This is a genomic window from Pseudoalteromonas rubra (assembly GCF_001482385.1).
Classification (GTDB): Bacteria; Pseudomonadota; Gammaproteobacteria; order Enterobacterales; family Alteromonadaceae; genus Pseudoalteromonas; species Pseudoalteromonas ardens.
In genome coordinates, this window is the sequence record NZ_CP013611.1 from 1,891,481 (window position 1) to 1,917,575 (window position 26,095).

Consider the following 26,095-nt stretch of genomic DNA (forward strand, 5'->3'; position numbering starts at 1 on the left):
CACCACTAAAAAATATAAGAAAGACCGATGCCACAAATAAACATGGCAGCTACCCAACCAGATACCAGCACCGGCATATTCACCGGCTTCTTACTGGACTGTGGCACCAGATCCAACGGCAGGGCCTCTTTGGCAGCCTGCACTGCAATCGCTTTGGTGACCAGCTGCTGTTGTGCGGAATACGCTCCTAGTAAACAGCGGTCTGCCAGTAAGTTAATTAGCCTTGGGATCCCGGCAGTAACCTGATGCATGTAAGCAATGGCCTGAGGCTCAAACAGGCTGGTCTGACAGCCTGCCTTATTAAGGCGGTGCTTCACGTAAGCAAAGACCTGAGATTCCGTCAGCGGTAATAAGTGATAGCGTGCCGTAATCCGTTGTGCCAGCTGACGCAATTCATTGCGCTTCAGCAGCTGCTGTAATTCCGGCTGGCCCACCAGCACAATCTGTAACAGTTTTTTATGGTCGGTCTCCAGATTAGTAAGTAATCGCAACTGCTCTAGCACTTCAGCAGCCAGGTGTTGCGCTTCATCAATGATCAGCATGGTGTGACCACCCTGATGATGGTTATCCAGCAACCGCGCCTTAATCACATCGGTGAGAGATTTGAGGGTGGCATTATCCGCGTCATAGTCAATATTCAGCTCGTCACAGATACTTGCCAGCAATTCCATTTCCGACAACGCCGGATTCAGAATAAATGCCACCTGCGTGGAATCAGGCAATTGCGCCAGCATGCTGCGGGTTACGGTTGTTTTACCTGTGCCAACTTCACCGGTCAGCAGCACAAAGCCACCGGCATCACCCAGGCCATAAGTCAGATGAGCAAGCGCTTCCTTATGGCGTTCGCTTAAGAACAAAAACTCCGGGTTTGGTGCTATCGAAAACGGCTTTTCGGTCAGACCAAAATAACGTAAATACACGGCTCGTCTCTTTCTTGTTAGAATGGGGCCTATAATGGCAAAAAAACAGCACAAGTGAAAACCTTGTTTGCATTTTCAATACGGAATTTACCATGAAAATTTACCTGGTCGGCGGCGCAGTGCGCGATGAACTCCTCGGACGCCCTATTCTGGAACGCGATTACGTGGTCGTTGGCAGCACACCCGAGCAAATGGAAGCGCTTGGTTATCAGCAGGTTGGCAAGGATTTCCCGGTGTTTTTACACCCTGAAAGTAAAGATGAACACGCACTCGCCCGAACTGAACGAAAGCAAGGTCAGGGCTATACCGGGTTTATCTGTGATTTCGCGCCCAACATTACGCTTGAAGAAGATTTAATGCGTCGCGACCTCACGGTCAATGCCATTGCCCAGGATCAGGACGGCAGTCTGATCGACCCGTACCAAGGCCAGCAAGACCTGAATGCTCGGGTGCTGCGCCATGTCAGCGATGCATTTGGAGAGGATCCGTTGCGGGTATTACGGGTTGCCCGCTTCGCCGCCCGCTACCATCACCTTGGCTTTACCATTGCCCCAGAAACACAGGCCCTGATGCAGCGCATGGTGAATGATGGTGAACTGGCGACACTCACCAAAGAGCGGGTGTGGCAGGAAATTGAAAAATCACTCAAAGACGGTGCCATTAACATTTTTTCTGACGTACTGGCCAGCCTCAGCGCACTCCCCCTGGTAATACCATGGCTGGACGAGTGGACAAGTGCCGACAGCCAAAGCCTCAAAGCCCACCTTGCTCAGCTTAATCCACAAGATAATGACTTCCTGCTGATGAGTTTTGCCTTATGGCAATGTCAGGCACAACTGGACGGTTACAATCTGGAGCAGGACTTTAAAGTCCCCAAAGCCTATTGTGAGGCTCTGCGCGACCTGCAGGCAGTATTACCTGTATTACAAGGTGCCCAGTGGCAACCCCAGACCATTATGCAGATTTTCGGCTTGCTGGACGCATCACGCCGCCCACAGCGACTGACTTTGCTCTGTAAAGTCGCCAGAACGTTCAGTGATGAGCTGGCCAGTCGTTGCGATATGCTAGCGCACGCACTTTCGCTTGCTGCAAATGTAAAAGCACAGGATGTCATTGCATTAGGCTTTAAGGGCCCGCAAATCAAAACCGAAATGGACAAGTTAAAAGTACAGGCCATACAAGTTTTGTTTGACTGACAACAGCCTTACCTATTGCAGGCAGCTAACCCTCCGCGCCCTTTGTACAGTCATAACTCCCGGCCATCGTTATGACTGTAACCGAATACTAAACTCCCCCTTAACAACCCACCCAGTAGCTGCATTACACAATCAATGACGGCCCAGCTGACAAGCTGCCTGAAACGGTTTGCCTCAGGTAAAAACCCACAGATTACTGATATATATACTTTTAAAATAAAAAAGCCTAAATTCAGTCTAACATCAAGGTAACGTCATGCCTTTTATCTCAGTCTGGTTACAGTGTGATTCCAGCACATTTGCTGTTGTAACCAAGCACGAGAACATCGAGAGGAATTCGCATGATAAAACGCACCCTGACACTATCACTGTTACTGCTGTCTTTTAATCTGCTGGCCAGTATGAAAACGGTGCCCTATGAAATACCGCGCACTCAGGTTGTGCCGCTGACTCAAACTGATACTAACCACCAATATCAACTCATCATCCAGCTTCCGGAAAATTACACAGCGGAAAAACACCATCCCGTACTGTATTACACCGATGCCGCCTGGCACATCGAAATGCTGGCATCTGCCGCCTACTTTTTAATGGAAGACGCTATCCTGGTCGGGATTTCCTGGCAAACCAATATGCCAGCTCCCCTGATGAAAGAAGCGGGAGCCCATGTCAGCCGCTTTAGAGATTACTCCTTTGCGCCGTCGAGCAACCCCGAGAATCAGGCAAAGTATCAATTTGGCGGGGCCAAGGCACACATCGACTTTATCCGCAGTCAGGTCAAGCCCTACATTGAACAACACTATCGCGTTAAACCCGACAGCGACAGTTACTTTGGGTACTCCATGGGTGGGCTGTTTGGCGCTTACACACTCCTGACACAGCCCGATACCTTTGATAATTATCTGCTGGGCAGCCCTTCAGTATGGCGGCTGGCGCAACTCATTAACACCCGCACTAAAGCCTTGAGCAAAGCGAAGGCCAATGTTTACCTGTCCCACGGCACAGAGGAAGCCAAGCTGAGCCCGCACATAAATGACTTTTATCAATTTTTAAATCAGCAAAATAACCCTTCTATGCATGTGGAACTGGCCGTCATAGATGGTACGCACCAAACTGCCGCGCCATTGACCGGTGTCCGTGCCGTCAAATGGCTATCAGAGCGCACTTCAGCAGGGGGATCGCTATGAAATCCAACGCATTGATAATCGCCATCGCCAGCATGCTGATAGCGAGCGGCCAATCTCACGCAGAAGCGGAATTCGCCCCCGTCACGGGGCCTCTGATGGGCCAGACACCACCCGGCATGGTTGCCGAACCCTTTGCGCCGGGTCTGATCTCCAAAGGTGACTGGGAACTTGAAGGGGTATTTGCACCAGGCATGCAGGAGTTTTACTTTACCCTTGACCGGGGCGTCTATGCGGGTCCTGAAAAAACGGGCTTTCGTCCAACCGTGATTGGCTTCAGGCAACAAAACAACAAGTGGGTCAAGTTCACCGAGTTTTTACGCACCGGCGAGGTCAGCTTCTCACCCGACGGTCAGCGTATGCATATGGCAGAAGACTACCGGGATCGTCAGGGCAATAACTGGTCAGAGCCTCAGAGTCTGGGCCCGATGTTTGACCGCGAAGACTGGGGAATTATGCGCTTATCCGCTTCCAGCAAAGGCACTTATGTCTTTGATGATTACAAAAGCGAGGTCGTCCGCATTTCTGAACTAGTGAACGGTCAGCGACAAGCGCCGCGGGTCATGAACAAAGTGGTCAACTCAGGTGAAATGACCGCCCATCCTTTTATTGCCCCCGATGAGAGCTATCTGATCTGGGACAGCATACGCAAAGACGGCTTTGGTGATTCCGACCTCTATATCAGCTTTAAACAAAAAGACGGCAGCTGGGGGCGCGCAATCAACATGGGCCCTGCCGTCAACTCAGATAAATGGGATGCCTATGCTACTGTCACACCTGATGGCAAATACCTGCTATTTAATCGCGGTGTCAGTGACGACAACAAGAATATTGATATCTACTGGGTTGATGCCAGCATCATTGACACCCTCAGAGCACGACAGTAAATAGCACATGCGCCGTTATCACCGTATCAAACCCAATGACACGCGTGATAACGCGCCTTTCGTCAGGCTCAGCAAGAGATAAGCACCCCAGTGGAATGGCTTGGCACGTGCTACCGGGTTGGCCAGCAAGCGCAGTGCATGGCCATACAAACGATGCCTGATATTACGCTTGGCCAAATCACAGATATGCGTGGCTACGTATTTATGCGCCATAGCAATGTGCGTGACCTCGCCATCTTTAACGGCTGTCAGCAAACGTTCCGCAAAAGGACACAGCTGCGTTGGTGGCGCTTTATCGCAAACACTGCCTGGTGCTCCCAGAAAATAAAAGCTCTCAATGGCCGGTGAGTATGCAATGCGCGATTTCAAGGCCGCCTGAACATAAAAGCTCTGATCTTCACCCATCCATTCCCCCACAGGGAAGCAACCCAATTGATTAAAGGCCCCCTTCTCAACCACCAGACTCGACATGGTAAAAGGCAAGTCCCCATTTGCCGCTACCTCAAAATAATTGTCCATTTCATACCCTTCTGGTGTCCAATCAGTCAGAGCGATTTTAGCGTCAATGTATTCACCACTGTCGAGCACTTTCTGATAGCGAGAGGCGAACAGCCCGGCCGCAGGAAAACGTTGGATCAATTCTGCCATGCGTGCCAAAAAGAAAGGACTCCAGGTGTCGTCGGCATCAAGAAACGCCACGTAATCTGAGGAGGCCGCTTTAACGCCATTATTGCGTGCGACAGAGACCCCCTGATTGGCCTGACGTACCAGTCGCAGGTTTGGCAGACCCAGATCAAGCACTTTTTGCGGGCTGTCATCGGAAGAGCCATCGTCTACTACTATGATTTCCGCAGCCTGATGATGCTGGGCATGAACACTTTGCAGTGCCCGGACGATGCACCCGCTCTTATTGTACAGTGGAATAACGACTGTGAATTGAATCGTATTCATAGTTTTCGCTCCAGTTAGAAAGAGATAAGGTGATAGCCTGGTTAAGGGCCAGACTGGGGGCATCGAAACCTCGCTCCAGGCCGCGATACATCACCCGAAATAAGGTATCCGGACTAAATTCATTGGCGTCAAACGCATACTGCGGCGGCAAGCCAATTTGTTCACACCACTGTGTACACTTGGCGTGATATTGCAGACTGATAAACGGTGTTTGTGTCATGTAGGCGTATATTTGCGCATGCAGCCGCATGCCAATCATCACCCGGAACATCGCCATGCACTGTAAGATACTTGCTGGGTTCGGCACATAGCTGACCCGTTTCACATTCACATACTCTGGCAGGCGGGCGACTATTTTGTCGTGAATGGCTCTGTCGCTGCCTTTTGTTTGATCATTCAAGTCAACCAGATAAATGTCTTCATTAGTAAAGCTCCACGCTGTCGTAATGAGGTCAACCGCTTTCGCAATACGACGCAACTCGTTGTGTTCATTCACATTGCCAAACGCATCAATAGACTGTGGGCAAAAATTAAATGCAACCCCCTGGCGCTTAACCGGATTCAATTTACCTCGTAGGTGATGCAGTAAGGAAGGCGCAAGATCAAACGTGTGCTTCAGGTTCGCATGAGGCGCCAGCGCCTCGGCAATGTCATAACTTTGTTTATCACGTAAGGTAACCAGCCCACATTCATACAGAAACTTTTTACACTGTATTTCATCATCCAGGGTTTTGAATGGCTCAATACCAACACCCAGTGCCATGGACTGCTTACGACCACTCAGTGCCATCATATGACGTTTAAGGGCAATGTCGCGGCTACTATGTAGCACAGAGCCACCACCAAAAATAACGTGCTGTGCCCCATACGCATGGCGGTAATGCCATAACCGCTGGTGACCACGAAACAGCAGTGGTAGCTGTCCAACGCAGCCAATCTGATTCACCAGTGCGTCGTCGTCAGGGGCACTGACAGTGATCTGTTCACTGCCCAGAAAATGCCGGGCTCCCATTGCTGATGCCAGCATAAGCGCATCGTCACCGCTGTTGCGCATGCCGTAGTAACCGACAATATATGCTTTGTTTTTTGCTGCCATTGTGCTGCCTCGTTAAGTTAATATACTTACGGTATTGCAGCTCTCATGCCAGAATTCAAACCACTGTTTTTAAATGATTTATTGAAAATTCAAGCCAGTTACAAATGCTTAATTTGCAAAAGGCGATGCGTTGTCCGGAGTGAATTATCAAAATAAAAAAGCGGGTTTGCAAAAAGAAAGCCACCGACTAAGCGGTGGCTCTACATGAAAAGACAGGTGTGATTCACAGTGTGCTCCCTCGATGAATTTAGTAGGCTCCTTTGGCACCAATGACGCAAGGAATGGTCTTGAGCAAAATGGTGACATCGTTCAGCGCACTTTGCTCACTGATATAGCGCTTATCCAATTGCACCTGCTGTGCAAAAGTCGTGTCGGCCCGGCCGGTGACCTGCCACAAGCCAGTCAGCCCCTGCTCACTGTTAAGACGACCTAACTCATGTGGTTGGTATGCGTGTACTTCTTTCTCCAGCGCAGGGCGCGGACCTATCAACAGCATGTCTCCCCGTACCACATTCATCAACTGGGGTAACTCATCGATTGAGTACTTACGGATAAAAGCGCCAATACGGGTAATACGCGGATCATTGCGATATTTAGCGCACACACCTTCACGGTCGCTTTGTGCCGGGTCCGGATTACGAAAACGCGGATCCTCTGGCATGTACATAGAACGAAACTTATACATAGTAAAACGGCGGCCCAGTTTACCGACCCGAACCTGCTTATATACACATGGGCCCTGACTTTCCAGCTTGATCAGCGCTATAAGCACCAATAAAAATGGGCTTAGTAACAGTAATCCGGTGATCGCAGCCAGGCGCTGCAAACAGGCTGGAATACCATGGTGACGACCATCTGTTTTGGTTAGCTCAGAAGCAGATGATGACATTGTATTGTACTGATTTTCTGTGGTTTTTTTGATGCTATACATGATTAAAGTCCTCGCAAAGCTTGTTGTAAAACATAAACACGGAATAGGAAAATCGGGTTACCGAGCACATAGCGGTTAAACTTGGCTTTGGGCTCCTGGATAAGACGCCAAACCCATTCAAGGCCCAGCTCTCTCATCCACATGGGGGCACGCGCTATTTTGCCGGAGAAAAAATCGAATAAGCCGCCGACCGCCAGCGCACACTGCGCCTGGAGTTTATGTTTGTTGTTATCTATCCAGAGTTCCTGACGAGGCGAGCCCAATGCGACCAGTACAATATCGGCACCACTTTGATTGATACAGTCGACAACATGTTCATCATCATCGAAGTAACCGTGGTGCGCACCCGCGATACGCAACCCCGGGTATTGTTGACTCAAGTTGGCAGCGGCTTTGTGTGCAACACCGGGCTGTGCACCGAGTAAAAACAGAGAACGTTGATTTTCAGCAGCAGCCTGACAAAGCCCGGGCAGCATGTCGGTGCCATTGTTGTTGTCGGCCAGGTTCATGCCCGCTTTTCGGGCCGCGATCCGCATGCCCGACCCATCAATAAAGTTCCGGTCACTGTTTTGCAGAACTTGATAAAGCTGTGCGTTACCAGCCGATAAATTAACCGAGTTAACATTGATGTAGTAAGCCGACTGGCACCCTTGTGTATCTGTTTCCGCCGAGTCTTTTACGACCCAATCCACTGCAACCTGCATACGCGTGTTGCTAAACGGAATTCCAAACAATTCACTGCTCGACGGGGTACTTGTGGGTTTGCGATACAAACCCAGACACAAGAGCACCTTAAATACTAATAAAATATCTGCAAACAAAGACTGGTTGTGCTGCGCATGGAGCAACGCGAGCGGCTTATCCACACTGAGCCCGGTCAGGCTATGTAACCAGAGACAATCGAATAGTCCAGGCTGACCACAGGGTGAGTGTAAACGCGCCACCCGGGGCATGCTCACGCCGTCACGTAGCAGCGGGTTACCAACAAACCGAATACGACCACTCACAACATTTAACAGCGCTGCGCTGCGCTTGAACACACCAACCTGCCAGCCCAACAAAGACACAGGCTGAGCACTCACGTCTATCCAGGTCTGGCGTCTCAGTGGCGCTTTGAAACAGATTAGCGCAGCCAGAGAATTGAAGCAGAATAATGGCACTAAAACGGTAGCTAACACCAATGCAGCGCTGACTCTGAGTGCTTTACGTGCACCTGACTCACTTGCGTGTGATGAATGTTTGGTTAAGTACGTAGACATCGCTTCCTCCGCTGTTCAGTTGATTACACCGAATATATAGCGAGGACCATGCCAAAATTAAACCTTTGATTTAATATGAATTTAAAATTTTTCTGGGGTTCTATTCTCAGCTAAATTGCATTGCATTTTGAGAATTTTCTTATTTTGAAAAGCGTCGATGTGACGCTTATAAAGAGGAAAAATAACCCGGATACAACGTCTGGATTTGGCTCAATGCCGCTGGAATGCGCAGCTGCACCACGGCGAGCTTATCCGCTTGCTCGTCCGGGCGGGACAGACTATGCCCGAGCAGCAGACGTGAACATTTGAAAATCAACGTATGGAAGCATTTGTCCACTATTGAGCACTTCAGTGGTCCGTAATTAAAGTGACGAATATAGTCATCCAGGTGTGGCTCACAGGTGTTATTCCAGCGCCGTTCCAGTTCACCGACGCCCTCGCAATCCTGTGCATAATGGATCACATGGCCATTTTCTCCCCAGCCAATTCCCCGAGATTCGGGCACCGGCTGAGTCATCGCAATTATCAGTGTATCCAGCCACTCAATTGACTGTGGGCAATTGCGCATCAGCATCACGCCTGAGTTAAACGCACCACTGTAACCCCGAGCCAGAAAAAGGAACTTATCGGCGTCATCCAGTTTATCCAGTGCCGGGCACGCAGGCTGGATACAGGCATCCGCATCAACAAACATCACCTGTTGGTAACCCGCCTGTAACGCCGCTTTCAGCAAAAACAACTTCAGCCAGCAACACTCGGCGCCCAGTCGATTCAGCCAGGGTCGTGTGACCACCACATAATCATAGCCCATGCGCTTGGCATATTGACGCTGACTGTTCAGATAACGCCGGTAGCGCCACTGATACCCATTCAATGCCACGCTAAATATCAAAGTGTCTGTTTGAGACGATTGCATGCCGACCTCCTTTATCTTCCATCTCTCATGAAGCAAGTATTGCACCGTTTATAAAAAACACCGCATAGGCTGGTATTTCATGCTGACGGTTATTCGCTGTCGGTCGCATTTTTTGTTTGCAAAGCGCAATGCAGTGCAATTTGCAAAAAATCCCTACCCTACAGACATTTAAAAATTAAACAACTGATAATTAAGTAATTTATTCTTGGCACGTTTCATGAAATATCCAGCACAGAAGTACAAGATTGACTTAAATTGGAGCGAATATGATGAAACTGCTTAACCCACTTTACCCGTTAATGGCCTCCGGGCTAATATCCTTTGCAGCCTCTGCTGTCGAACTGATTGATGGCCAATATGTTTGGCAATTTCAGTCGGGCGAAGCCTGGCCTACAGGCTATAACCAGTCCACCGGTAAACCCGACTCACTAATCTATGCACGTGACGAATATAGTTCGGAGTTCTTCCAGCGGATCCAAAACGCACTGCCTGAAGCGAGAGTTAATGAGGCCTTCATCACAGGTGACGAAGGTTCTACCATACACCTGGTTGAAGACGCCGAAGTGTTTGTGACTTTCATTCATGAAGGCGCGGGTTATAAAAACTCATTCGGCTACTTTACCTTCGACCCGGACAATCCGCCCCAGACACCCGAAGAGGTGCGTGAAACCATCATCTTTCCGAACCTCAGCTACCCACACCTGACCAATGGCCACCGACTGAGTCTTGGTGAGTTTCCGGCTGGTACCAGCATTGGCTTTTTTATTGCGGCAAACGGCTTTTGGTATTACACCGGTGTAAAACCATTTCAGATCCCTTATTACTATTCATTGTCTGATCTCAACCCGGAAAGCAACGCAACCTTACGTCAGCACTGTGTATTGCTGCTGGATGAAGAGGAACAAGAGGTCGTCATCGGCTTCGAAGACTTACCCCGTACCTGGGGAGATAACGACTTTAATGATGCCGTCTTCAGCGTAAAAAGCTCACCCGCATCTGCCATCTCAGCGCTCAACCTGACGGTGATGCCAGAGCAAAACGACAGCGATGCCGACGGCATTGAAGACGAACAGGACGAATTTCCTGACGACTTTAACCGGGCCTACAGTCAATATTATCCGAGCGCAGAAGGGGTCACGACACTCGCATTCGAAGATAACTGGCCTGCTCGTGGCGACCACGACATGAATGACCTGGTTGTTAAACAACGCATTCGCTTTACCTACAATGCAGACAACCAGATCAGCGGATTCATCATTTATGGTTGGATCACGGCGCGCGGTGCGGCCTACCAAAATGGCTTTGGTCTGCGCCTGATGAACAGTGACCCGGCTTTGATAAAACAAGCCACCCTGACTGTAGATGGCACAAATTATGACAAAGAGGCAGAAAGTGGACAAACTAACGCCGTGATATCGGTGTGGAGCAACACCCATACTTTTACCACCACAAATCAGCCTGGCCAGTGCCAGCACTTTAATACGGTGATGACCTGCGACTACTTTGAACCTGTGCCATACACCTTAGATGTCAGCTTTGAACAAAACCTGGGTGCACTGAGCATTAACGATTTCGATTTCTTCCTGTACAGAACACAAGATCGTTCACTGGAAATCCACATGGCAGATTACCCGCCAACAGACAAGTTTGATGCTAACCGCTTTGGCACAGCCGATGATACCTCAGATGCGCAAGCGGGCCGCTACTTCAGAACAGCCGAGAACCTGCCTTGGGCCTTGATGATCAGTAATGACTGGCACTACCCCAGAGAGTATCTCGACGTGATTTGGGCGTATCCTGCCTACGAAACCTGGGTGGAAAGTAATGGCGAGCAGGCCCAGGACTGGTTTATGACCAACGAACGCACCACCCACACTTTCAGCGCACATTAAGAGGATACGACCATGAATACATTGACTAAATTTTCAGCTTTAACTTTGGTTTGTTTCACTTTAAGTGGCTGCGGAGGAGGCGGTGGTGAAGGTGGCTCAACAGGCACTTCAACCAGCAGCGGTAATACGGCCACAGCACCGGCAAATAACACCAGCACACCTGCATCTACTAGCACCACACAGAGTCAAAGTCAGACGCAGAACGACGCAGCAACACCTGTCGAGGCAACAGAGCCTGAACCAAGTTACGAGCCGGACCCGACATTGCTGGACAGCCAGGCTGAAACCTCTAACGATTTGCATGTCAAAGCGGATTTTAACTTCAGTACCAGCAAAACAGTGACCTTAGATCTGGGTGGCCAGGATGTGCTTGGAGACAGTCTGGCTAATAAGATGGTAAAAGTCTATGCCATGCATGAGGTGGTTGAAAGCTATGAGGACGAGGCGATGGCCGACAAAGCCCTGCTGGCAACGGCGCGCTTTAACAACGCCGGACAAATCACCATGACACTGGATATTCCAGTCAATTACAAAACCTTGCTGATCAGCGTAGATGGTATGTTGCAGAGCAATCATTTACTCACCGAACTGAATATGCAGGCCACCACGGTAGCACATCAGTTCAATTAAACAATGACAGTTCCTCGCTAAACCGCCTGCTCCTCTCTCATCGCAGGCGGTTTTATCTATCATCAAAAAGTCCAGTGTATAAATGCTTCACTTTGTCTAGGACTGTGTAATACTTCTATTAACACGCGTTAACTTAGGCAGGATTACATGGACCCGGTTACTAACATTACCTTACTGTTCGTCGATGACGAACCCCTTATTCTGCGCTCCCTCACCCGTGCGCTTAAAAGCGAGCCTTATACGGTGTTCACCGCGACAAGTGGAGAAGAAGGCCTGGCCTTGTTAGAACAGCACCCTATCGACGTTGTTGTCTCAGATAAAATGATGCCCAATATGTCCGGCATTGAATTTCTGGCTCAGGTCGCCGAGCGTTTTCCGGACACCATTCGTATGATGCTCACCGCCTTCACCGAAGTAGAAGATCTCATTGACGCAATTAACCAAGGTAAGGTATGGGGCTATATGCAAAAGCCCTTCGACATCAGTAATATCAAGCTGACACTTGAGCAAGCCGTTCAGACTAAGATGTTGGTCGCCGAACGCAATATGTTGCGGGCCAGCCTACAGCGCTATCATAGCTCAATCAAATCGCAGTTTTATCGCTTTGTAGGGGGCTCCATTGCCATGCAAATGGTGTATAAAGCCATCGAAAAAGCAGGCCCCAGTCAGGCTAATGTATTTATCACCGGGCCCAGTGGGACCGGTAAAGAGCTGGCTGCCGATGCTATTCACCGCGCCAGCACACGTAAAGACAAACCGCTGGTGTGCATCAACTGTGCTGCGATCCCCAATGAACTGATGGAATCAGAGATCTTTGGTCACATCAAAGGCGCATTCTCGGGGGCAGTCACTAACCGCGATGGTGCTGCCACGCAAGCAGATGGCGGCACCCTGTTTTTAGATGAAATCGGCGAAATGGACATGAACCTGCAGGCTAAGATCTTACGCTTTGTCCAGTCAGGGGCCTTCCAGAAGGTCGGTAGTGGCAAAGAAGAAAAGGTCGATGTGCGTTTTATCTGCGCGACCAACCGCGAACCACATCAGGCCATTGCCGATCAGCGGTTACGTGAAGACTTGTTTTACCGTCTGAACGTCATTGCCATTGATTTGCCCGCATTGCATGAACGAGATCACGATGCCCTGCAAATTGCGCAGCACTTTTTGAGCAAGTTCAGTGAAATCGAAAACAAAGTCTTTGTTGGTTTTTCATCTGCCGCAGAGCGACTCATCGTAAACTATGACTGGCCCGGTAATGTACGTCAGCTCGAAAACCTGATCCACAGCTGTGTGGTAATGTCCGATGGTCCCCTCATCACCGAAGACACGTTACAAATGCAGCTTAAGCTCAAGCCGAGCGATGCCCAGGTTTTACTTAACGGTCAGTCTGGCAGCGCCGCTGCAGCTCAGGACACACCAATGCCGCAACCCGTGGCAGTGCAGGAAAGTGGCTATGCAGCCCCCCTTCCACCGGAAGTTCCTTCTGAAAATCAGATTTGTTCACTCGCCGAGGTTGAACGTATCGCCATAGAAAAGGCCATTGCAGCATGCGATGACAATGTGGTGAAAGCTGCCAGTTTACTCGAAGTTAGCCCTTCAACGCTGTATCGCAAAATACAGCAATGGGGAGACAATAAAACCGGTGCCTGATCCACTCAAGCATGCTGTCTGTGCAGATTGCAAATTGCAAAATCGCCATTGCAAAATGCAATCTGCAAACACTTCCTGTTACTAAACTTGCTCCATCTGTTGTCTTCAAATTGAGCTCAGTCACCTCAAGAAAACTGTTAAAACCATATAAAACAAACAATTAAAATCATTTCCCGGTTTATTTTTTGTGCTCACCCACCTTGGTACAAATTTTGGTTAGTAAAGGTATCTGATAAAAAAGAGCGCGATGCCATGACTAACCCATCCAGCACAATGCGGACCCTGCTCAGCAACACGTCTTACCTGATTGGTACAGAGGTGGTTGCCAAAGCATCCAGGCTGTTAAGCATTATGGCCATGGCCGCTTGCTTGTCAGCCGCAGAGTATGGCGCTGCTATGCTGGCACTGACCATTCATGAAGTAATGAGGCTGTTAATGCGCTCTGGCGCTGGCACGCAGATCATTCGCGCCAACGATCAGGAATTACCGGCTTACTTGAAAAATGGGCTAATTTTGCAATGGCTCTTATGTAGCTCGTTGTGTGTGGTGCAAATTATTGTGGCGTTGACCACCATCTGGCTGTTTCCTGGGCAGGATATCGCGCTGCCCGTCAGCCTTATGGCACTGTCTTATCTGGTTTTTCCATTTATGTGCATTCGCGGCTACTTAATGCAGCGCCGCAACCAGCTGGGGCTATTTGGCTTGCTTAGCAGCATAGGTGTCATAGTCGAGAACCTGGTACTTGCCATCGCTCTATACCTGGGTGCTGGTCTGATGGCCATCGTGATTGGCAAGTGGGCATTTACTTTGGTCTGGCTTGTTTGCTTCTCATTCGTCAAGTCAACACCGATCACAGGGACATTTAGTAAGCCTGTGTTTGTTCGTCTGCTTCGCGCCTCCACTCAGATGGTCGGTAGCGACATTCTGCGCTCATTGCGCGTCAACATGGATATGTTTCTGGGAGCCCGCCTATTGAGTCCGGAACTGTTCGGTTTATATAGCTTTGCCAAGAGCGTTGGAGTCGGGCTAGCAATATCACTGACGCAAGCCTATACCACTGCACTCTACCCCTATGTGTGTAAACTGAAAAACAGCAATGTGTTTGACTCAAAACACAAACAACAACTTATTGTTATAACAACGGTTATATCGACCATTTTTATTATGCAGGCGTTGCTGGTTCCCTGGTATGTACCAGTGTTGTTCACCGAAAACTGGCAAGAGAGCTTCATAACAGCCAGCCTGCTGTGCTTAATTGCCACCAGCACAACCTGGACAGACAGCTACGCCGTGATACAGAGAGCAAATGGCCGCTTCACTCGAGAATGCCAACTGAATGCTTACTGTTTACTGATTTCATTGACCGGGCTGTTAATGATACAGCCAGATCAACCCACTTTACTTGCCGCCGTACTGGTTAGTTGCAGCGTCTTATGGTTGCTCTTCCCATTGGCAGACATTGCGCTGAAACATTGTCACGTCAGCACAGCAAAATCTTCTTCATGATCCGGAGCCCATTATGACTAACTATGTAATTAACTCAAAACCCGTTGTCAGTATCATCATCCCTATGTACAACGTTGAAAAGTATATCGATAAATGTATCTGCTCAGTACTTAATCAGACTTATCAGAATTTTGAAGTGATCTGTGTAGATGATGGCTGCAGCGACAACACACTCAGTTACCTGAGAGACTATAAAGACCACCGTATCCACATCATTCGTCAGCAAAATCGTGGCTTATCCGGGGCCCGTAATACGGGGATACGAAATGCACGAGGCGTTTATATCGCTTTGCTGGATGCCGATGACTATTGGGCAGTTAATAAACTTGAAAAACACGTTGCCCACTTAAATCGTAATCCTCATGTTGATGTCAGCTACTGCCCTTCGCTGTTTGTTGATGATGACAACAAACAGCTGGGCATTGGCCAGTTTCCAAAGTTAGATAACATAGATGCTAAGACCATTTTTTGTCGTAACCCCGTTGGTAATGGCTCAGCACCGGTGGTTCGTGCTTCTATACTGGAAAAAGTAGCGTTTCACGACGATACCCGCAGCTGGAGACAGTACTTTGATGAAAACCTGAGACAGTCCGAAGACATAGAAATGTGGCTGCGCCTGGCGCTAAATGCTCAGGCGATCTTCGCCGGGATCCCTGAACCCTTAACCTTTTATCGTGTTAATGCCAGCGGCCTGTCCGCCAACTTGAAAAAGCAATATCAGAGCTGGGAAACGGCGGTCAATAAACATCGCCGTAGCCATGCGAAGTTTTTCAGACAGTGTGGGTCGCTTGCCCGCGCTTATCAGCTCAGATACCTGAGTCGTCGTGCCGTACAATCGCGCAATGCATTTGCCGCAATAAAACTGATACATCAGGCACTATTCACTGATATCCGCATTCTATTAGATGAGCCTGGCCGCACAGCACTCACCTGGTGTTGTGCCCTGACCAGCCTATTGCCAAAATCGCTGTACAATCGCGCAGAAAAACTGGCGATGCGCACTGTGGGCCAGTCTAACAAACATCCTGTAGGCTAACCTCTCACTCCCGGGCCTACGCATTTATCTGCTTGTCGCAGATACTGCACCTCGCACCTGAGGCCCTTAAGCCAGCATTTGCTGGCTTCTTTTCATTTTGAAATTGCTTTGCAAAATACAAAAAGCCACGCAGAAAAACACAAAAAAAACCTTAAGCGTCTGATTGTTATAAATTTTAAAAATTGGCTCAAATTGTGCTCATATCTTGTTAAGACCACTTAGAGAGACAGACCTCCAAGGAGCACATTATGAGACCAACCACTGCAATCACAGCCCTGCTGACCCGCACTTGTGCGCTCGTACTGTGTGTCCTTGGCTCAGGGTGCTCACTCAGCCCGGACTATAATGACGAGGACTTTTACGGCATGCCGCATGCGGTTGGCACGCAATTTGGACAATCCAATTCTGTGTTTGCCTCTCGCCTGACCTGCACCGATGCCGATGACTTTGCCGCGGCAGCGAATTATCGGGTTGATCAACCAATCCCTTTGTCTGCACCCGCTGTCACTCCAGTAGACCATCGTTCACCAGATTTGCAGGGCTCTGCACCGCTCAGCCCGGGAGATCTGATACAGGTCAATATGGAATACGGAGAAGGCTTTAATGGCGATTATGTCATTAACAACTCAGGGACATTAGACTTACCTGTCATTGAGCCTGTTTATGCCGCAGGCCTGACAACAGCAGCACTGGCTAAAAAGGTGGAACTTGCTCTGATCCGTGCCAAAATATTTCGTGCTCAAACGCTGGATGTCACCATAAAAATTAAAAACTGGGCTGCAATCGAAGTTCCAGTATCCGGGGCGGTTTTTTCACCAGGACGCGTCACAATTAACGCTAAAATCCCAGCTCAATTACTTGAAGAGCAAATTGCAGCTTCTGGCGACCATTCGAAACAACGCCTGTTGTCTGAGGCTATACGTGCTGCCGCAGGTGTGCGCCCCGACGCCAAATTGGATCAGGTGATCCTGGTTCGTCAAGGCTGGCGTATCGAAGCAGATATGAGTGGTATATTAACTGGCCAACCTGTTACAGATCACGTGCTCATTGCAGGCGACCAAGTGATCGTGCCCAGCACGGGGTGTTTTCAACCTAACCTGGTGCGCCCTTCACAAATTACGCCAAAAGGCTTTCGGGTCTTTATGTCTAACCTGATTGACTCGTCAATGAGTAACGCTAATGCCGCAATAGGTCGTTTTTCAAGTAACCTGCCATATGGCACCCGTTTATTACAGGCCGCGATTTCAGCGAACTGTGTAGGTGGTAAAGAATATACCAATGCCCCTCGTCGCGTCGTGCTGGTCAGCAATCATCCACTGACAGGCCAAACCCAGGTCGTCGAGCGCTCTGTAGAAGAGCTGATGCGTATGTCTTATCGCGACCATGTTAACCCGTATGTTATGCCGAATGATGCGATAGCCTGCTATGATTCAGATATCACTAACTTGCGTGATATCGCCAAAACCCTGCTCGATATCGTGGCACCTTTCTCTTTGCTGAGTAAGGAGGATTCATGAACACGCAACTTCAGGTAACCACGCCGTACTCACGGTTTAGATCTGCGATTTATCGCACCCTGCATAAGCCTTACCTGGTCACCTGTCTGGTTAGCTATGCCGTTATTTTGTTACTGGTCTTTGCCTACCTGCAACAACCCGCAAAATACCGTAGTGACCTGGATATGGTACTACCCGGAACCGGTGCAAACAGTAATGTCTCTCTGGATGAGGTTGGTCAGGTCGTGTCTTCAACCACCGCACCGTTTGGTAAAGGCTATAACCCCAAGGTCAATTACAAAGAAATGCTGATGAGTAAAAACCTGATCGAAAACGCCGCCAAATCCATGGGTATGACTGCCGCAGCATTTGGCCGCCCTAAAGTGCGCCTGACTGAGCAAACATCCATTTTGAAAATCGAGATCACTGGTGCCAGCCCACGGATCGCCGAAAACAAAGCCTGGGCCCTGTACGACGCTTTGCAAAACCAGCTTGATTACCTCAGGGCCGACGAAGTAAAACGCCGTGACGCCAGCATCAAGTCTGTCTTAGATCAGTACAGAGAAAGACTCAACTACACACGGAACAACATCACCGATTTCCAGCAACGGTCATTACTGATCAGTCGGGACCAACTTGACCAGCAAATGCGCACTCTCTCCAATTTGAAAGAGCAGGTAGCCATTGTTAAAGCTGAGATTGGGCGTTCCGAATATTATGTCAGTCAGCTCAGTGTCGACTTGGGGGTCTCCCCCTCTATGGCTGGTCAGGCGTTTGTACTGCAATCGGATGGCGAATTCAGGGCCTACCTGTCTGAGCTGGATAACAGTGCTGCGCAACTGAGCGAGTACCGTTCACGCTGGGACGATGGTCACCCAATGGTGAAAGCGGAACTAGCCCGTTTTGACCAATCAAAAGTGGCACTCATAAACCGTTCGGTGGGACTGGTAGGCATCAATGCCGCCCATGCCTTTCATACCACAGATCTGGCCAACAACCCCAATCGGGCGCAATTGTTTGCCGACCTGATCAGCGCCTTCGCCGCTAAAAAAGGGTCTGAAGCAAAACTGATTGAACTGGAAAATGCGGTTCAGTTGTTAAACGAAAAACTGAAAGTTTATGCCCGGGAAGCCGCAGAACTTGAACGCCTAGAACGTGAGTTTGATCTGGCAAAAGCCGTTTTCACCTCAGCAGTCGCAAGACTCGAAGCTAGCAAGGCGGACGTCTTCGCCTCATACCCGGTTATTCAATTGATGTCACCACCATCACTGCCGGTTAACTCCTATTCCCCGAAAAAGTCCATTGCCATTGCGGCAGCACTGGCCGCGATGATCTTCTTATCCATGGGGATATTGATGATCAACAAGCGTCGGGTGATTATCTCCGCCTTGATGAAGCAACCAGACTAACCGGAGGCAAGCATGTTATTCACTGCCTACTTACCGTTTAAGGAGAAACGCTTCATCAGCACAGAAGAAAAGCTGGTCTGGGCTGGGCTAGTGCTGACCTACCCCGCCTTTTTGCTGGGTATGCTGTATGTCATGGGCTCCGTCATCGGCTGGCTGATTTTTATGGTCGTACTAATGCGTTGTTACCTGAACTTACGCGCGAAGCCCCCTCCACTCTCACCAATCATCTGGATGTGGATCATCGCGATGTTACTCATGCTGCTGGCTTTACTCATCGCCCATAGCGAGTGGTCTCTGGGCGTAGGAAAAACCATAAAGTCCACCATTGGCTGGATGAAAGGCTGGGCGTTACTCGCGATTTTCCCTGTTATTGCAGCCTTGGCAAAAATTCGCAAAGAAGTGGTGATCCGCGGCGTATGTATAATCGCCATTCATACCCTGATCTTTTCATTCATCTCTATCGCATTTTACATCGTGAAACTACCCGGCGATATCTTCCTGTCGCCGTTAAAAGTTATTGGCGGACCCGGGGAAACGTTTTTCATGGTCAGTCTTTATGGCATTAATCCCGAAACGGGCGCCGGGCGCTGGCGTTTCTTTACCCCCTGGGCACCGGCAGCCGGCTTTATGGCCTGCATATATCTGGTGTTTTGCTTGCAGGAAAAAAATGCGCAGCTGCGCCGCTGGGCCATTACCGGCTGCTGGGCTATGTTATTGCTGTCACAATCCCGTGCCGGTATCGCCATTTTCATTATGCTGTTTCCACTGGTGCTGTTCAGTGATAAATTTAAAGAGCCCTGGATGCTGTTACTGCTTGGTATTACTGTACCCATCATATTGCTACTCGGTGAACCCATCTACAATTCGCTTATGGATTCCTACGAAGCGGTGAAACAGCAACGTCCCGGCTCAACGCGGGTGCGTAAAGCGCTGGCCAACATTGCCATTCAGCGCTGGCAGGCAGAAGCGCCCATCTGGGGACATGGCATTGTTGAGCGCGGGCCTAAAATGGTGGAATTTATGCCGATTGGCTCGCACCACAGCTGGTACGGGTTGTTGTTTGTTAAAGGCATAGTTGGTGCGGTTGCGCTGGCTGTCCCTATGCTTGTTTCGAGTGTCTATTTACTGTGGGCATCGCAAGACTCAAAAACTGCCCAGACAGCACTTTGCCTGATGGCCGTGCTAGTCTGCTACAGCTTTTTTGAAAACCTGGAGATCCTGTCGTTCCTCTACTGGCCTGCGCTACTGTGGTTTGGCTTTGCGTTTAGTAACAAGCGTTCATCAATGGCAATGTAACGGGTGGCCGCGCGCTTCAGCGAGTTAGCTGTGAGCTGAGGCACGCCGTACACTTCGACTTCACAGCCATGACGGCTGCGAATACGCTCGGCGAGTAGATCGAAGTCACCATCTCCGGTCAGCAACACCACCACATCACAATGTGGCGCACATTCCATGGCATCGAGGGTGATCCCCACATCCCAGTCACATTTGGCCGAGCCATCGGCGCGCTGAATATAGGGTTTTTGCTTAACCTCAAAGCCAATGGCTCTGAGAATATTCTGAAACTGTTGCTGCTTAGGTGCATTCGGCTCACTGGAATACGCCAAAGCACGATACAAAATGCGCTCTTTTAATACCGCCTCCCAGAAGCCGTTGTAATCAAAGCTTCTGCCATAGGCCTGTCTGGTGGTGTAATAGATGTTCTGGACATCGACCAGAATGGCGATTTTTTTCATAGTGCTACGGACCTTTTAGATTCATTCATGATGACGGCCGTGCACCACACTGAGTGTCAATGAATGCATCTATGCCCTCGTAATAAAATTGCTTGCCAAGCTCAGGCTGTTGCTTAATAGCCTTGCTCAGTGCTGTCAGCAAAGTGTCCGGGCTCCAGGCGTGCAGACACTGACCATCGACCCCACGCGGTGGATTCAGTTTGAGCGCATCAAGAAAACCAAATAAATAGCCCTGGCAACCCTGTCTGAGTGCACTGTGCTGCTCAGAACGACAGTCATCGACAAAGTGCATAAGCCGACTTGGCTGATAAGCCTCACTATGAAAACATACCCAGGCCAACGTAAAGATCACACTTACCCGCACATTTGGCTCCCCCGCATCTGAGTGCGTATCGGCTGCATAATGGCCTAACTATATCACAGACCCCTGCCAGTGGGGGTCATAAATAAGACGTTAAAAATTCACAACGTTTACATTCCAAATACACTTGTTCCCCGGATAATCCCGCGTTTCGTTTAATTACCAAGGAAATACTATGACCTATTCTCTGCGAATACTGGGTCTGGGTCTGGTGCTGGCGCTCGGTCAGGCACACGCCCACACCGACGGGCTGGCAGTCCACCCCTATTTGCAATCTGCAACCCCGACCAGCATCTGGATCAAATGGGAAACCAGCAGTGGTGATGAGTCCATTGTAGAATGGGGCACCACCGCTGAGCTGGGCCAGCAAGCCAGCGGTACCAGTGATACAGGTTATCTGCTGAGTCGTATCCATGAGGTCCAATTAACAAATCTTGAACCGGATAGCGTGTATTTCTACCGGGTCAGAACCGGCGATACTTACAGTCATGTTCACCAGTTCAGAACCCCACCGCTGGCCTCTGCCGAGAAGAGCAGCCGCATTCTGGCGGTCAGTGACATGCAACGCGACTCGGGGAACCCGGGCAAATTTGGCGAGATCATTAACCAGGGTGTATTGCCTTATGTGCAACAGGCACTGGGACTTGAGTTACACGATGGCCTGAATATGACCCTGATCCCCGGTGATTTAGTCGACAATGGCCAGGATTACAACAGCTGGCGCACCAGCTTCTTTTCACCCATTGCTGCGCTGGCCAGCTCAGTGCCGTTGTATCCTGCCCCCGGCAATCACGAGCGTGATACTCCAACCTACTTTAAATACTTCCGGCTGCCAGAAAACGGTACACCCGGCTATGAAGAACACTGGTGGTATCAGGACCATTCCAATGTCCGGGTGCTGTCACTCGACACCAATACCAATTACCGTATTGATGAACAGCTCGTCTGGCTGGACAAAGTGCTGGCCGAAACCTGTCTGCGTGCACAAACCGATTTTGTCTTCGCCCAGATGCACCACCCGCATAAATCAGAAATGTGGATTGCCGGTGAGACCGATTACAGCGGTAAAATTGTTGAACGTCTTGAGGCCTTTTCAACGCGCTGCAACAAACCGAGCATTCACTTTTTTGGCCACACTCACGCCTACTCTCGAGGCACCAGCCGGGATCATAATCACACTATGGTGAATGTGGCTTCCGCCGGTGGCAACCTGGATTACTTTGGCGAGTTTGCACAGCGCGACTACACGGAATTCTCAGTCAGTGAAGACGAATATGGCTTTGTGGTGGTAGATATTACCGCCGGTGATGACCCGGCCTTTGAGCTCAAGCGCATTTCAATGGGTGATGAACAAGTGCCACTGAACAGTCAGATCAAGGACACCCTGACTGTAAGATTAAACAACACGGTACCGTTTACGCCTGAAATATTGGCCCCCACAGGACAAGTCCCGGCCAGTTGTGCCAATGCAGTTGCAACCTTATTTGCAGATCCCGATAAAGATCTGTTTGGTGCTGCGCACTGGCAATTGAGCACTCACTGCGATGACTTCAGCCAGCCGCTGATCGATACCTGGTATCAGCATGAAAATATCTGGGATGGGGTTGATACCCGTGCAGGCCTTGCACCTAACCGCTTTGCACTGGGTCAGCTGACGCCTGGCGCGCAATATTGCGTCCGCATGCGCATGCGAGACCGCTCTCTGGCCTGGAGCGACTGGTCACAGCCACACTCATTTACCACCACCGATAGCGCACAACTGACCGATAACCTGTTACAAAACCCGGGTGCAGAACTGGGCACCGACAGCTGGCAAGGTGACGGGCCGCTGGAAAGCCTAACAGATAAAGCCTGTGGTTCCGTTTCTCCTTATCAGGGAGAACGCTTCTTTGCCGTCGGTGGTGTCTGTGATAATGAACGCCAAAGCGGACGCGCATATCAGCGTGTTGATGTCAGCAACTGGGCAGCCAGCATTGACAATGGCACCCTAAAAGCCCTGTACTCGGGCATGCTACGTAACTGGGGTGGCAGCGATATTCCCGCTTTTGCCCTTGAATTTCGTGATGCAGATCTGGCGCTATTGAGCAGCACACCCGAAGTTAAAGGCGGGACTGCCAACTGGCAGGCCTATGCCCAGGAGGCACCGCTGCCCGCCAATACCCGTTATATTGATTTCGTCCTGACAGGCCAGCGCACCAGTGGGACCGACAATGACAGCTATTTTGACAACTTAGCACTCAAGCTGGCCGAGCAAAGTAACTGCGCCACAGTGTCAGATCAGGGACCTGCTGGCGTGGCGGAAGAATACATTACCCAGCAACCAGGCAACTCAGCTAACCTGCTGCAAAACCCGGGCGCCGAAGCCGGCATTCAGGGCTGGAGCGGCGCCGGTCCGGTGGAATCTTTGACGGTTCAAGAATGTGACTCTATTCCCCCTGCGACTGGCGAGCGGTTTTTTGCCGTGGGTGGCGTGTGTACGGGCGAATCCGCTCAGGGCCAGATCAGTCAGACACTGTCTGTACAACACTACAGCCGATTAATCGAAGCTGGCCGGGTCAGCGTCAGTTATGGCGGTCAACTTCGCAATTATAGTGGCAAGGATGTGCCTGCCATTCAGCTGCGTTTCCTTGATAACCGTCGACAAAGGGTGAGTGACAGTGAACAACTCAACACCACAGCTGCACAGTGGACAACCGTATCCGGGCAAACATTGCTACCTCAGGGGACGGCCTATATTGAGTTTGTCCTGCGAGGGACGCGTAATCAGGGCAGCGACAATGACAGCTACTTTGATGATTTGATCTTGCAAATACTTGTTGAATAAGCCATCCGTCGCCGACCCACATCGGCGGCATCTTGAACTTTTCGCATCATGACACTTTTTTGATTGTTTTTTACACTTTCCCGATCCGGTATCTGATACATTCAATTTGCGTAAAAATCATCCCATTTACGTCCCCTCATTTTATACAACATAAAAAGGAAGTGTTTATGGAACACAATAAAAAGCAATCAGGCGAACATATCGCCACCTCACGACGTCAATTTCTCAAATCATCACTGGCTATGGGCGGTGCCGTCGGTGCAGCCCCTCTCATGCTCAGCAACCCGGCTACCGCCAGTCCTCAGTACGGCCAGTATCATAAAGTGTATGCCGACGACCCCAGATATCTCTCTATGCTCACCGGTTCTAACCTGAGGTTTCCCAATCAGCCAGGCTATATCGCGGCATGCAGCTCTGCCCATGAAGTTTACATGGCAGCCAGGGAAGCCGTGGAAAATAAACTCAGGTTCACTGTGCGATCTGGGGGACATTGCTATGAAGGCTTTGTGGTGAATGATCAGGGTGTGGTTATTGACCTTAGCAATATGGATCGAGTCTATCGCAGCGATGATCACTATGTCGTTGAAGCAGGCGCTTCTTTAGGACATACCTATAAAACCCTGTTTAAGGAATTTGGCGTGATCATTCCTGGCGGCTCCTGCTTTGGCGTCGGTGTTGGTGGTCACGTTTGCGGTGGCGGATTCGGCATTCATTCCAGGCAATACGGACTCAGCAGTGACTACCTGGTGGGGGTAGAATTAATCACCTTTGATCAATGGGGCGGACAGGCCAACTACCCGCGCAGCTATTTTAAAGGTCAATCAGCAAAAGCTGACGAAATCGTCTGGGCACATCAGGGCGGCGGCGGAGGCAACTTTGGCATAGTCACTAAGTATTTCTTTAAAGACCTGCCCCCTGTGCCGGCATATATCCACCTACAGGAAATTGCCCTGCCCTGGCACTTGTTCGATTATGACCAGTTCGCCCAGCTGCTGCGCAATTATGGCGAATTCTGGTACGCACATAACGGCCCCAATAGTCGGTTTAATGCTTTGCACACGTCGATGGCATTACCCAACTCGGTGGCTGGCAGCGGCGACATTCGACTATCCCTGTATTGTAGTGGCGATCCAGCCCTGATTGATGAATTTATCGATGCCTTGTTTACCCCAGAACAACTCACGGAGGCAAAAAAGGGGCTACGTACCACCAATCATATGGGCTTGCAGGAACAAGAAAACGCCCCTCAGCGCCCGGTGCCACCGGGCAGTTACTTTAGCATGCCCTGGTGGTATGGCACTCAGTATGGCGCTGGGACACTGGTTGGCGCACGGGGCAAGAATAAATCGGCTTATATGAAACAGCCTTTTCCCGACGCACAAATTCAAACACTCTGGCAAACATTGCGCCATGGCGACTATCTGAGCCCAGGCGGCATGTTGCAGTTGTCTTCTTATGGCGGCCAGATCAACGCGCTATCAGATACCGACACTGCCGTTTCCCACCGCGATTCCATTATGAAACTACAGTATCAGACCTACTGGTTTGATGCGGCCCAGGACCCCTACCATATTGGCTGGATCAATGGCTTTTATCATGCCATGTACGGCGCTAAAGGGCCGCTGCCCGACGAGGTGATGGATGGCTGTTATGTGAATTATGCCGATGTCGATATCCCGAACTGGCAGCATTTATACTACAAACAAAATTATGCCAGGTTACAGCAGCTGAAACGTCAGCTGGACCCTGGGAATCAACTTCATCATGCTCAATCTATCGAGCTGTAAGTATTTAGCTCAGAGAGTTAATTTTTAACGTTATAATAACCAATGTTGAGCCCTGCCAATCACCACGGGCTCACTGAAAATAAGAAAAAAACTACCCAAAACAACAAATTATACAAAAATACTCACAAACCTTGTTGACTCCCCCCCACCAAAATGTAAATATTTTCACGCATTTAATGCAGAAATGAAAAATAAGGAAATAACAATGAAACTTAAAATATCTAAAAAGAAACTTAAAAGTCTATCGAAAGACCTGTCAGCTATCCCGGCAACAAAAACAGCCGAAATCGCTGGTGGTGATAAATACTCTCTCTATCGTGAGTGCATCCATACTATGGTTGTTCAATGTGGTTCTTTCACTTGCCCATCACGTCCAAACAATACGAACTGCGGTACAGATACCTGTCACTAAGCTTTAAGTTATGATGCGA

22 protein-coding genes are annotated in these 26,095 nt (G+C 49.7%); 14 read left to right on the forward strand and 8 right to left on the reverse strand.

What is annotated here, in order from left to right; all coding sequences use genetic code 11:
• Nucleotides 1-5: 5 nt before the first annotated feature.
• Entirely contained in the window at nt 6-920 is a 915-nt protein-coding gene (locus AT705_RS08335) for an ExeA family protein (RefSeq protein ID WP_058796239.1), read from the reverse strand.
• 92 nt (nt 921-1,012) lie between these two features.
• On the opposite strand from AT705_RS08335, the gene AT705_RS08340 reads away from it, so the two are divergent.
• The 3 genes from AT705_RS08340 (at nt 1,013) to AT705_RS08350 (ending at nt 4,187) form a co-directional block, all read left to right on the forward strand.
• A complete protein-coding gene (locus tag AT705_RS08340) occupies nt 1,013-2,116 on the forward strand; it encodes a tRNA nucleotidyltransferase (protein ID WP_058796240.1) in 1,104 nt (367 codons plus the stop codon).
• Between the two features lie 341 nt (nt 2,117-2,457).
• Entirely contained in the window at nt 2,458-3,303 is an 846-nt protein-coding gene (locus tag AT705_RS08345) for an alpha/beta hydrolase (protein WP_082668952.1), read from the forward strand.
• Complete coding sequence (locus tag AT705_RS08350; protein WP_058796241.1) at nt 3,300-4,187, forward strand: PD40 domain-containing protein; 888 nt, start codon at nt 3,300-3,302, stop codon at nt 4,185-4,187. Before AT705_RS08345 ends, AT705_RS08350 begins: the two co-directional genes overlap by 4 nt.
• Before the next feature lie 18 nt (nt 4,188-4,205).
• On the opposite strand, the gene AT705_RS08355 is transcribed toward AT705_RS08350, so the two are convergent.
• From AT705_RS08355 to AT705_RS08375, 5 genes are all read right to left on the reverse strand, one after another.
• Nucleotides 4,206-5,138: a glycosyltransferase family 2 protein gene (locus tag AT705_RS08355; protein ID WP_058796242.1), complete on the reverse strand. Its 933-nt coding sequence runs from the start codon at nt 5,136-5,138 to the stop codon at nt 4,206-4,208.
• On the reverse strand, nt 5,095-6,234 hold the full coding sequence (locus tag AT705_RS08360; RefSeq protein ID WP_058796243.1) for a polysaccharide pyruvyl transferase family protein: 1,140 nt from the start codon (nt 6,232-6,234) through the stop codon (nt 5,095-5,097). The genes AT705_RS08355 and AT705_RS08360 overlap by 44 nt, the downstream gene beginning before the upstream one ends.
• Before the next feature lie 247 nt (nt 6,235-6,481).
• Nucleotides 6,482-7,165, reverse strand: a complete 684-nt coding sequence (locus AT705_RS08365; RefSeq protein ID WP_058796244.1) for a sugar transferase — start codon at nt 7,163-7,165, stop codon at nt 6,482-6,484.
• A gap of 2 nt (nt 7,166-7,167) precedes the next feature.
• Entirely contained in the window at nt 7,168-8,424 is a 1,257-nt protein-coding gene (locus AT705_RS08370) for a WecB/TagA/CpsF family glycosyltransferase (protein ID WP_058796245.1), read from the reverse strand.
• A gap of 166 nt (nt 8,425-8,590) precedes the next feature.
• On the reverse strand, nt 8,591-9,340 hold the full coding sequence (locus AT705_RS08375) for a hypothetical protein (protein ID WP_058796246.1): 750 nt from the start codon (nt 9,338-9,340) through the stop codon (nt 8,591-8,593).
• A 266-nt stretch (nt 9,341-9,606) separates the two neighbouring features.
• Here AT705_RS08375 and AT705_RS08380 point away from each other — a divergent pair, with 266 nt between their 5' ends.
• The 8 genes from AT705_RS08380 (at nt 9,607) to AT705_RS08415 (ending at nt 20,252) form a co-directional block, all read left to right on the forward strand.
• Nucleotides 9,607-11,232, forward strand: coding sequence for an LruC domain-containing protein (locus AT705_RS08380; protein ID WP_237113803.1), 1,626 nt, complete (start codon nt 9,607-9,609; stop codon nt 11,230-11,232).
• Nucleotides 11,233-11,244: 12 nt separating this feature from the next.
• The gene (locus AT705_RS08385) at nt 11,245-11,862 is read left to right on the forward strand and encodes a hypothetical protein (RefSeq protein WP_058796247.1); all 618 of its coding nucleotides are present in this window, start codon (nt 11,245-11,247) and stop codon (nt 11,860-11,862) included.
• A 147-nt stretch (nt 11,863-12,009) separates the two neighbouring features.
• On the forward strand, nt 12,010-13,509 hold the full coding sequence (locus tag AT705_RS08390) for a sigma-54-dependent transcriptional regulator (RefSeq protein ID WP_058796248.1): 1,500 nt from the start codon (nt 12,010-12,012) through the stop codon (nt 13,507-13,509).
• Nucleotides 13,510-13,761: 252 nt separating this feature from the next.
• A complete protein-coding gene (locus tag AT705_RS08395) occupies nt 13,762-15,015 on the forward strand; it encodes an oligosaccharide flippase family protein (RefSeq protein WP_082668954.1) in 1,254 nt (417 codons plus the stop codon).
• A gap of 13 nt (nt 15,016-15,028) precedes the next feature.
• A complete protein-coding gene (locus tag AT705_RS08400; RefSeq protein ID WP_058796250.1) occupies nt 15,029-16,051 on the forward strand; it encodes a glycosyltransferase family 2 protein in 1,023 nt (340 codons plus the stop codon).
• A 248-nt stretch (nt 16,052-16,299) separates the two neighbouring features.
• The gene (locus tag AT705_RS08405) at nt 16,300-17,568 is read left to right on the forward strand and encodes a polysaccharide biosynthesis/export family protein (protein WP_082668955.1); all 1,269 of its coding nucleotides are present in this window, start codon (nt 16,300-16,302) and stop codon (nt 17,566-17,568) included.
• Nucleotides 17,565-18,956, forward strand: a complete 1,392-nt coding sequence (locus AT705_RS08410) for a GumC family protein (RefSeq protein WP_058796251.1) — start codon at nt 17,565-17,567, stop codon at nt 18,954-18,956. Before AT705_RS08405 ends, AT705_RS08410 begins: the two co-directional genes overlap by 4 nt.
• A 12-nt stretch (nt 18,957-18,968) precedes the next feature.
• Nucleotides 18,969-20,252, forward strand: coding sequence for an O-antigen ligase family protein (locus tag AT705_RS08415; protein WP_058796252.1), 1,284 nt, complete (start codon nt 18,969-18,971; stop codon nt 20,250-20,252).
• On the opposite strand, the gene AT705_RS08420 is transcribed toward AT705_RS08415, so the two are convergent.
• The gene (locus AT705_RS08420) at nt 20,186-20,692 is read right to left on the reverse strand and encodes a LabA-like NYN domain-containing protein (RefSeq protein ID WP_058796253.1); all 507 of its coding nucleotides are present in this window, start codon (nt 20,690-20,692) and stop codon (nt 20,186-20,188) included. The genes AT705_RS08415 and AT705_RS08420 overlap by 67 nt on opposite strands.
• A 25-nt stretch (nt 20,693-20,717) precedes the next feature.
• The gene (locus tag AT705_RS08425; protein WP_157576708.1) at nt 20,718-21,056 is read right to left on the reverse strand and encodes a hypothetical protein; all 339 of its coding nucleotides are present in this window, start codon (nt 21,054-21,056) and stop codon (nt 20,718-20,720) included.
• A gap of 172 nt (nt 21,057-21,228) precedes the next feature.
• Here AT705_RS08425 and AT705_RS08430 point away from each other — a divergent pair, with 172 nt between their 5' ends.
• The 3 genes from AT705_RS08430 (at nt 21,229) to AT705_RS25225 (ending at nt 26,076) form a co-directional block, all read left to right on the forward strand.
• Nucleotides 21,229-23,877: a purple acid phosphatase family protein gene (locus AT705_RS08430; protein WP_058796255.1), complete on the forward strand. Its 2,649-nt coding sequence runs from the start codon at nt 21,229-21,231 to the stop codon at nt 23,875-23,877.
• A gap of 167 nt (nt 23,878-24,044) precedes the next feature.
• Nucleotides 24,045-25,664, forward strand: a complete 1,620-nt coding sequence (locus tag AT705_RS08435) for an FAD-binding protein (RefSeq protein WP_058796256.1) — start codon at nt 24,045-24,047, stop codon at nt 25,662-25,664.
• Nucleotides 25,665-25,869: 205 nt separating this feature from the next.
• Nucleotides 25,870-26,076 carry a hypothetical protein gene (locus AT705_RS25225; protein WP_157576710.1) on the forward strand — a complete coding sequence of 69 codons (207 nt, stop codon included), beginning with the start codon at nt 25,870-25,872 and terminating at the stop codon, nt 26,074-26,076.
• The last annotated feature ends 19 nt before the right edge of the window (nt 26,077-26,095 follow it).

What these genes read in the sequence shown, in the direction of transcription:
- AT705_RS08355 (WP_058796242.1), bottom strand. Translation starts at nt 5,138, where the DNA reads ATGAATACGATTCAATTCACAGTCGTTATTCCACTGTACAATAAGAGC.
- AT705_RS08395 (WP_082668954.1), top strand. Translation starts at nt 13,762, where the DNA reads ATGACTAACCCATCCAGCACAATGCGGACCCTGCTCAGCAACACGTCT.
- AT705_RS08420 (WP_058796253.1), bottom strand. Translation starts at nt 20,692, where the DNA reads ATGAAAAAAATCGCCATTCTGGTCGATGTCCAGAACATCTATTACACC.
- AT705_RS08340 (WP_058796240.1), top strand. Translation starts at nt 1,013, where the DNA reads ATGAAAATTTACCTGGTCGGCGGCGCAGTGCGCGATGAACTCCTCGGA.
- AT705_RS08400 (WP_058796250.1), top strand. Translation starts at nt 15,029, where the DNA reads ATGACTAACTATGTAATTAACTCAAAACCCGTTGTCAGTATCATCATC.
- AT705_RS08375 (WP_058796246.1), bottom strand. Translation starts at nt 9,340, where the DNA reads ATGCAATCGTCTCAAACAGACACTTTGATATTTAGCGTGGCATTGAAT.
- AT705_RS08385 (WP_058796247.1), top strand. Translation starts at nt 11,245, where the DNA reads ATGAATACATTGACTAAATTTTCAGCTTTAACTTTGGTTTGTTTCACT.
- AT705_RS25225 (WP_157576710.1), top strand. Translation starts at nt 25,870, where the DNA reads ATGAAACTTAAAATATCTAAAAAGAAACTTAAAAGTCTATCGAAAGAC.
- AT705_RS08430 (WP_058796255.1), top strand. Translation starts at nt 21,229, where the DNA reads ATGACCTATTCTCTGCGAATACTGGGTCTGGGTCTGGTGCTGGCGCTC.
- AT705_RS08390 (WP_058796248.1), top strand. Translation starts at nt 12,010, where the DNA reads ATGGACCCGGTTACTAACATTACCTTACTGTTCGTCGATGACGAACCC.
- AT705_RS08360 (WP_058796243.1), bottom strand. Translation starts at nt 6,234, where the DNA reads ATGGCAGCAAAAAACAAAGCATATATTGTCGGTTACTACGGCATGCGC.
- AT705_RS08415 (WP_058796252.1), top strand. Translation starts at nt 18,969, where the DNA reads ATGTTATTCACTGCCTACTTACCGTTTAAGGAGAAACGCTTCATCAGC.
- AT705_RS08435 (WP_058796256.1), top strand. Translation starts at nt 24,045, where the DNA reads ATGGAACACAATAAAAAGCAATCAGGCGAACATATCGCCACCTCACGA.
- AT705_RS08345 (WP_082668952.1), top strand. Translation starts at nt 2,458, where the DNA reads ATGATAAAACGCACCCTGACACTATCACTGTTACTGCTGTCTTTTAAT.
- AT705_RS08380 (WP_237113803.1), top strand. Translation starts at nt 9,607, where the DNA reads ATGATGAAACTGCTTAACCCACTTTACCCGTTAATGGCCTCCGGGCTA.
- AT705_RS08350 (WP_058796241.1), top strand. Translation starts at nt 3,300, where the DNA reads ATGAAATCCAACGCATTGATAATCGCCATCGCCAGCATGCTGATAGCG.
- AT705_RS08365 (WP_058796244.1), bottom strand. Translation starts at nt 7,165, where the DNA reads ATGTATAGCATCAAAAAAACCACAGAAAATCAGTACAATACAATGTCA.
- AT705_RS08405 (WP_082668955.1), top strand. Translation starts at nt 16,300, where the DNA reads ATGAGACCAACCACTGCAATCACAGCCCTGCTGACCCGCACTTGTGCG.
- AT705_RS08410 (WP_058796251.1), top strand. Translation starts at nt 17,565, where the DNA reads ATGAACACGCAACTTCAGGTAACCACGCCGTACTCACGGTTTAGATCT.
- AT705_RS08370 (WP_058796245.1), bottom strand. Translation starts at nt 8,424, where the DNA reads ATGTCTACGTACTTAACCAAACATTCATCACACGCAAGTGAGTCAGGT.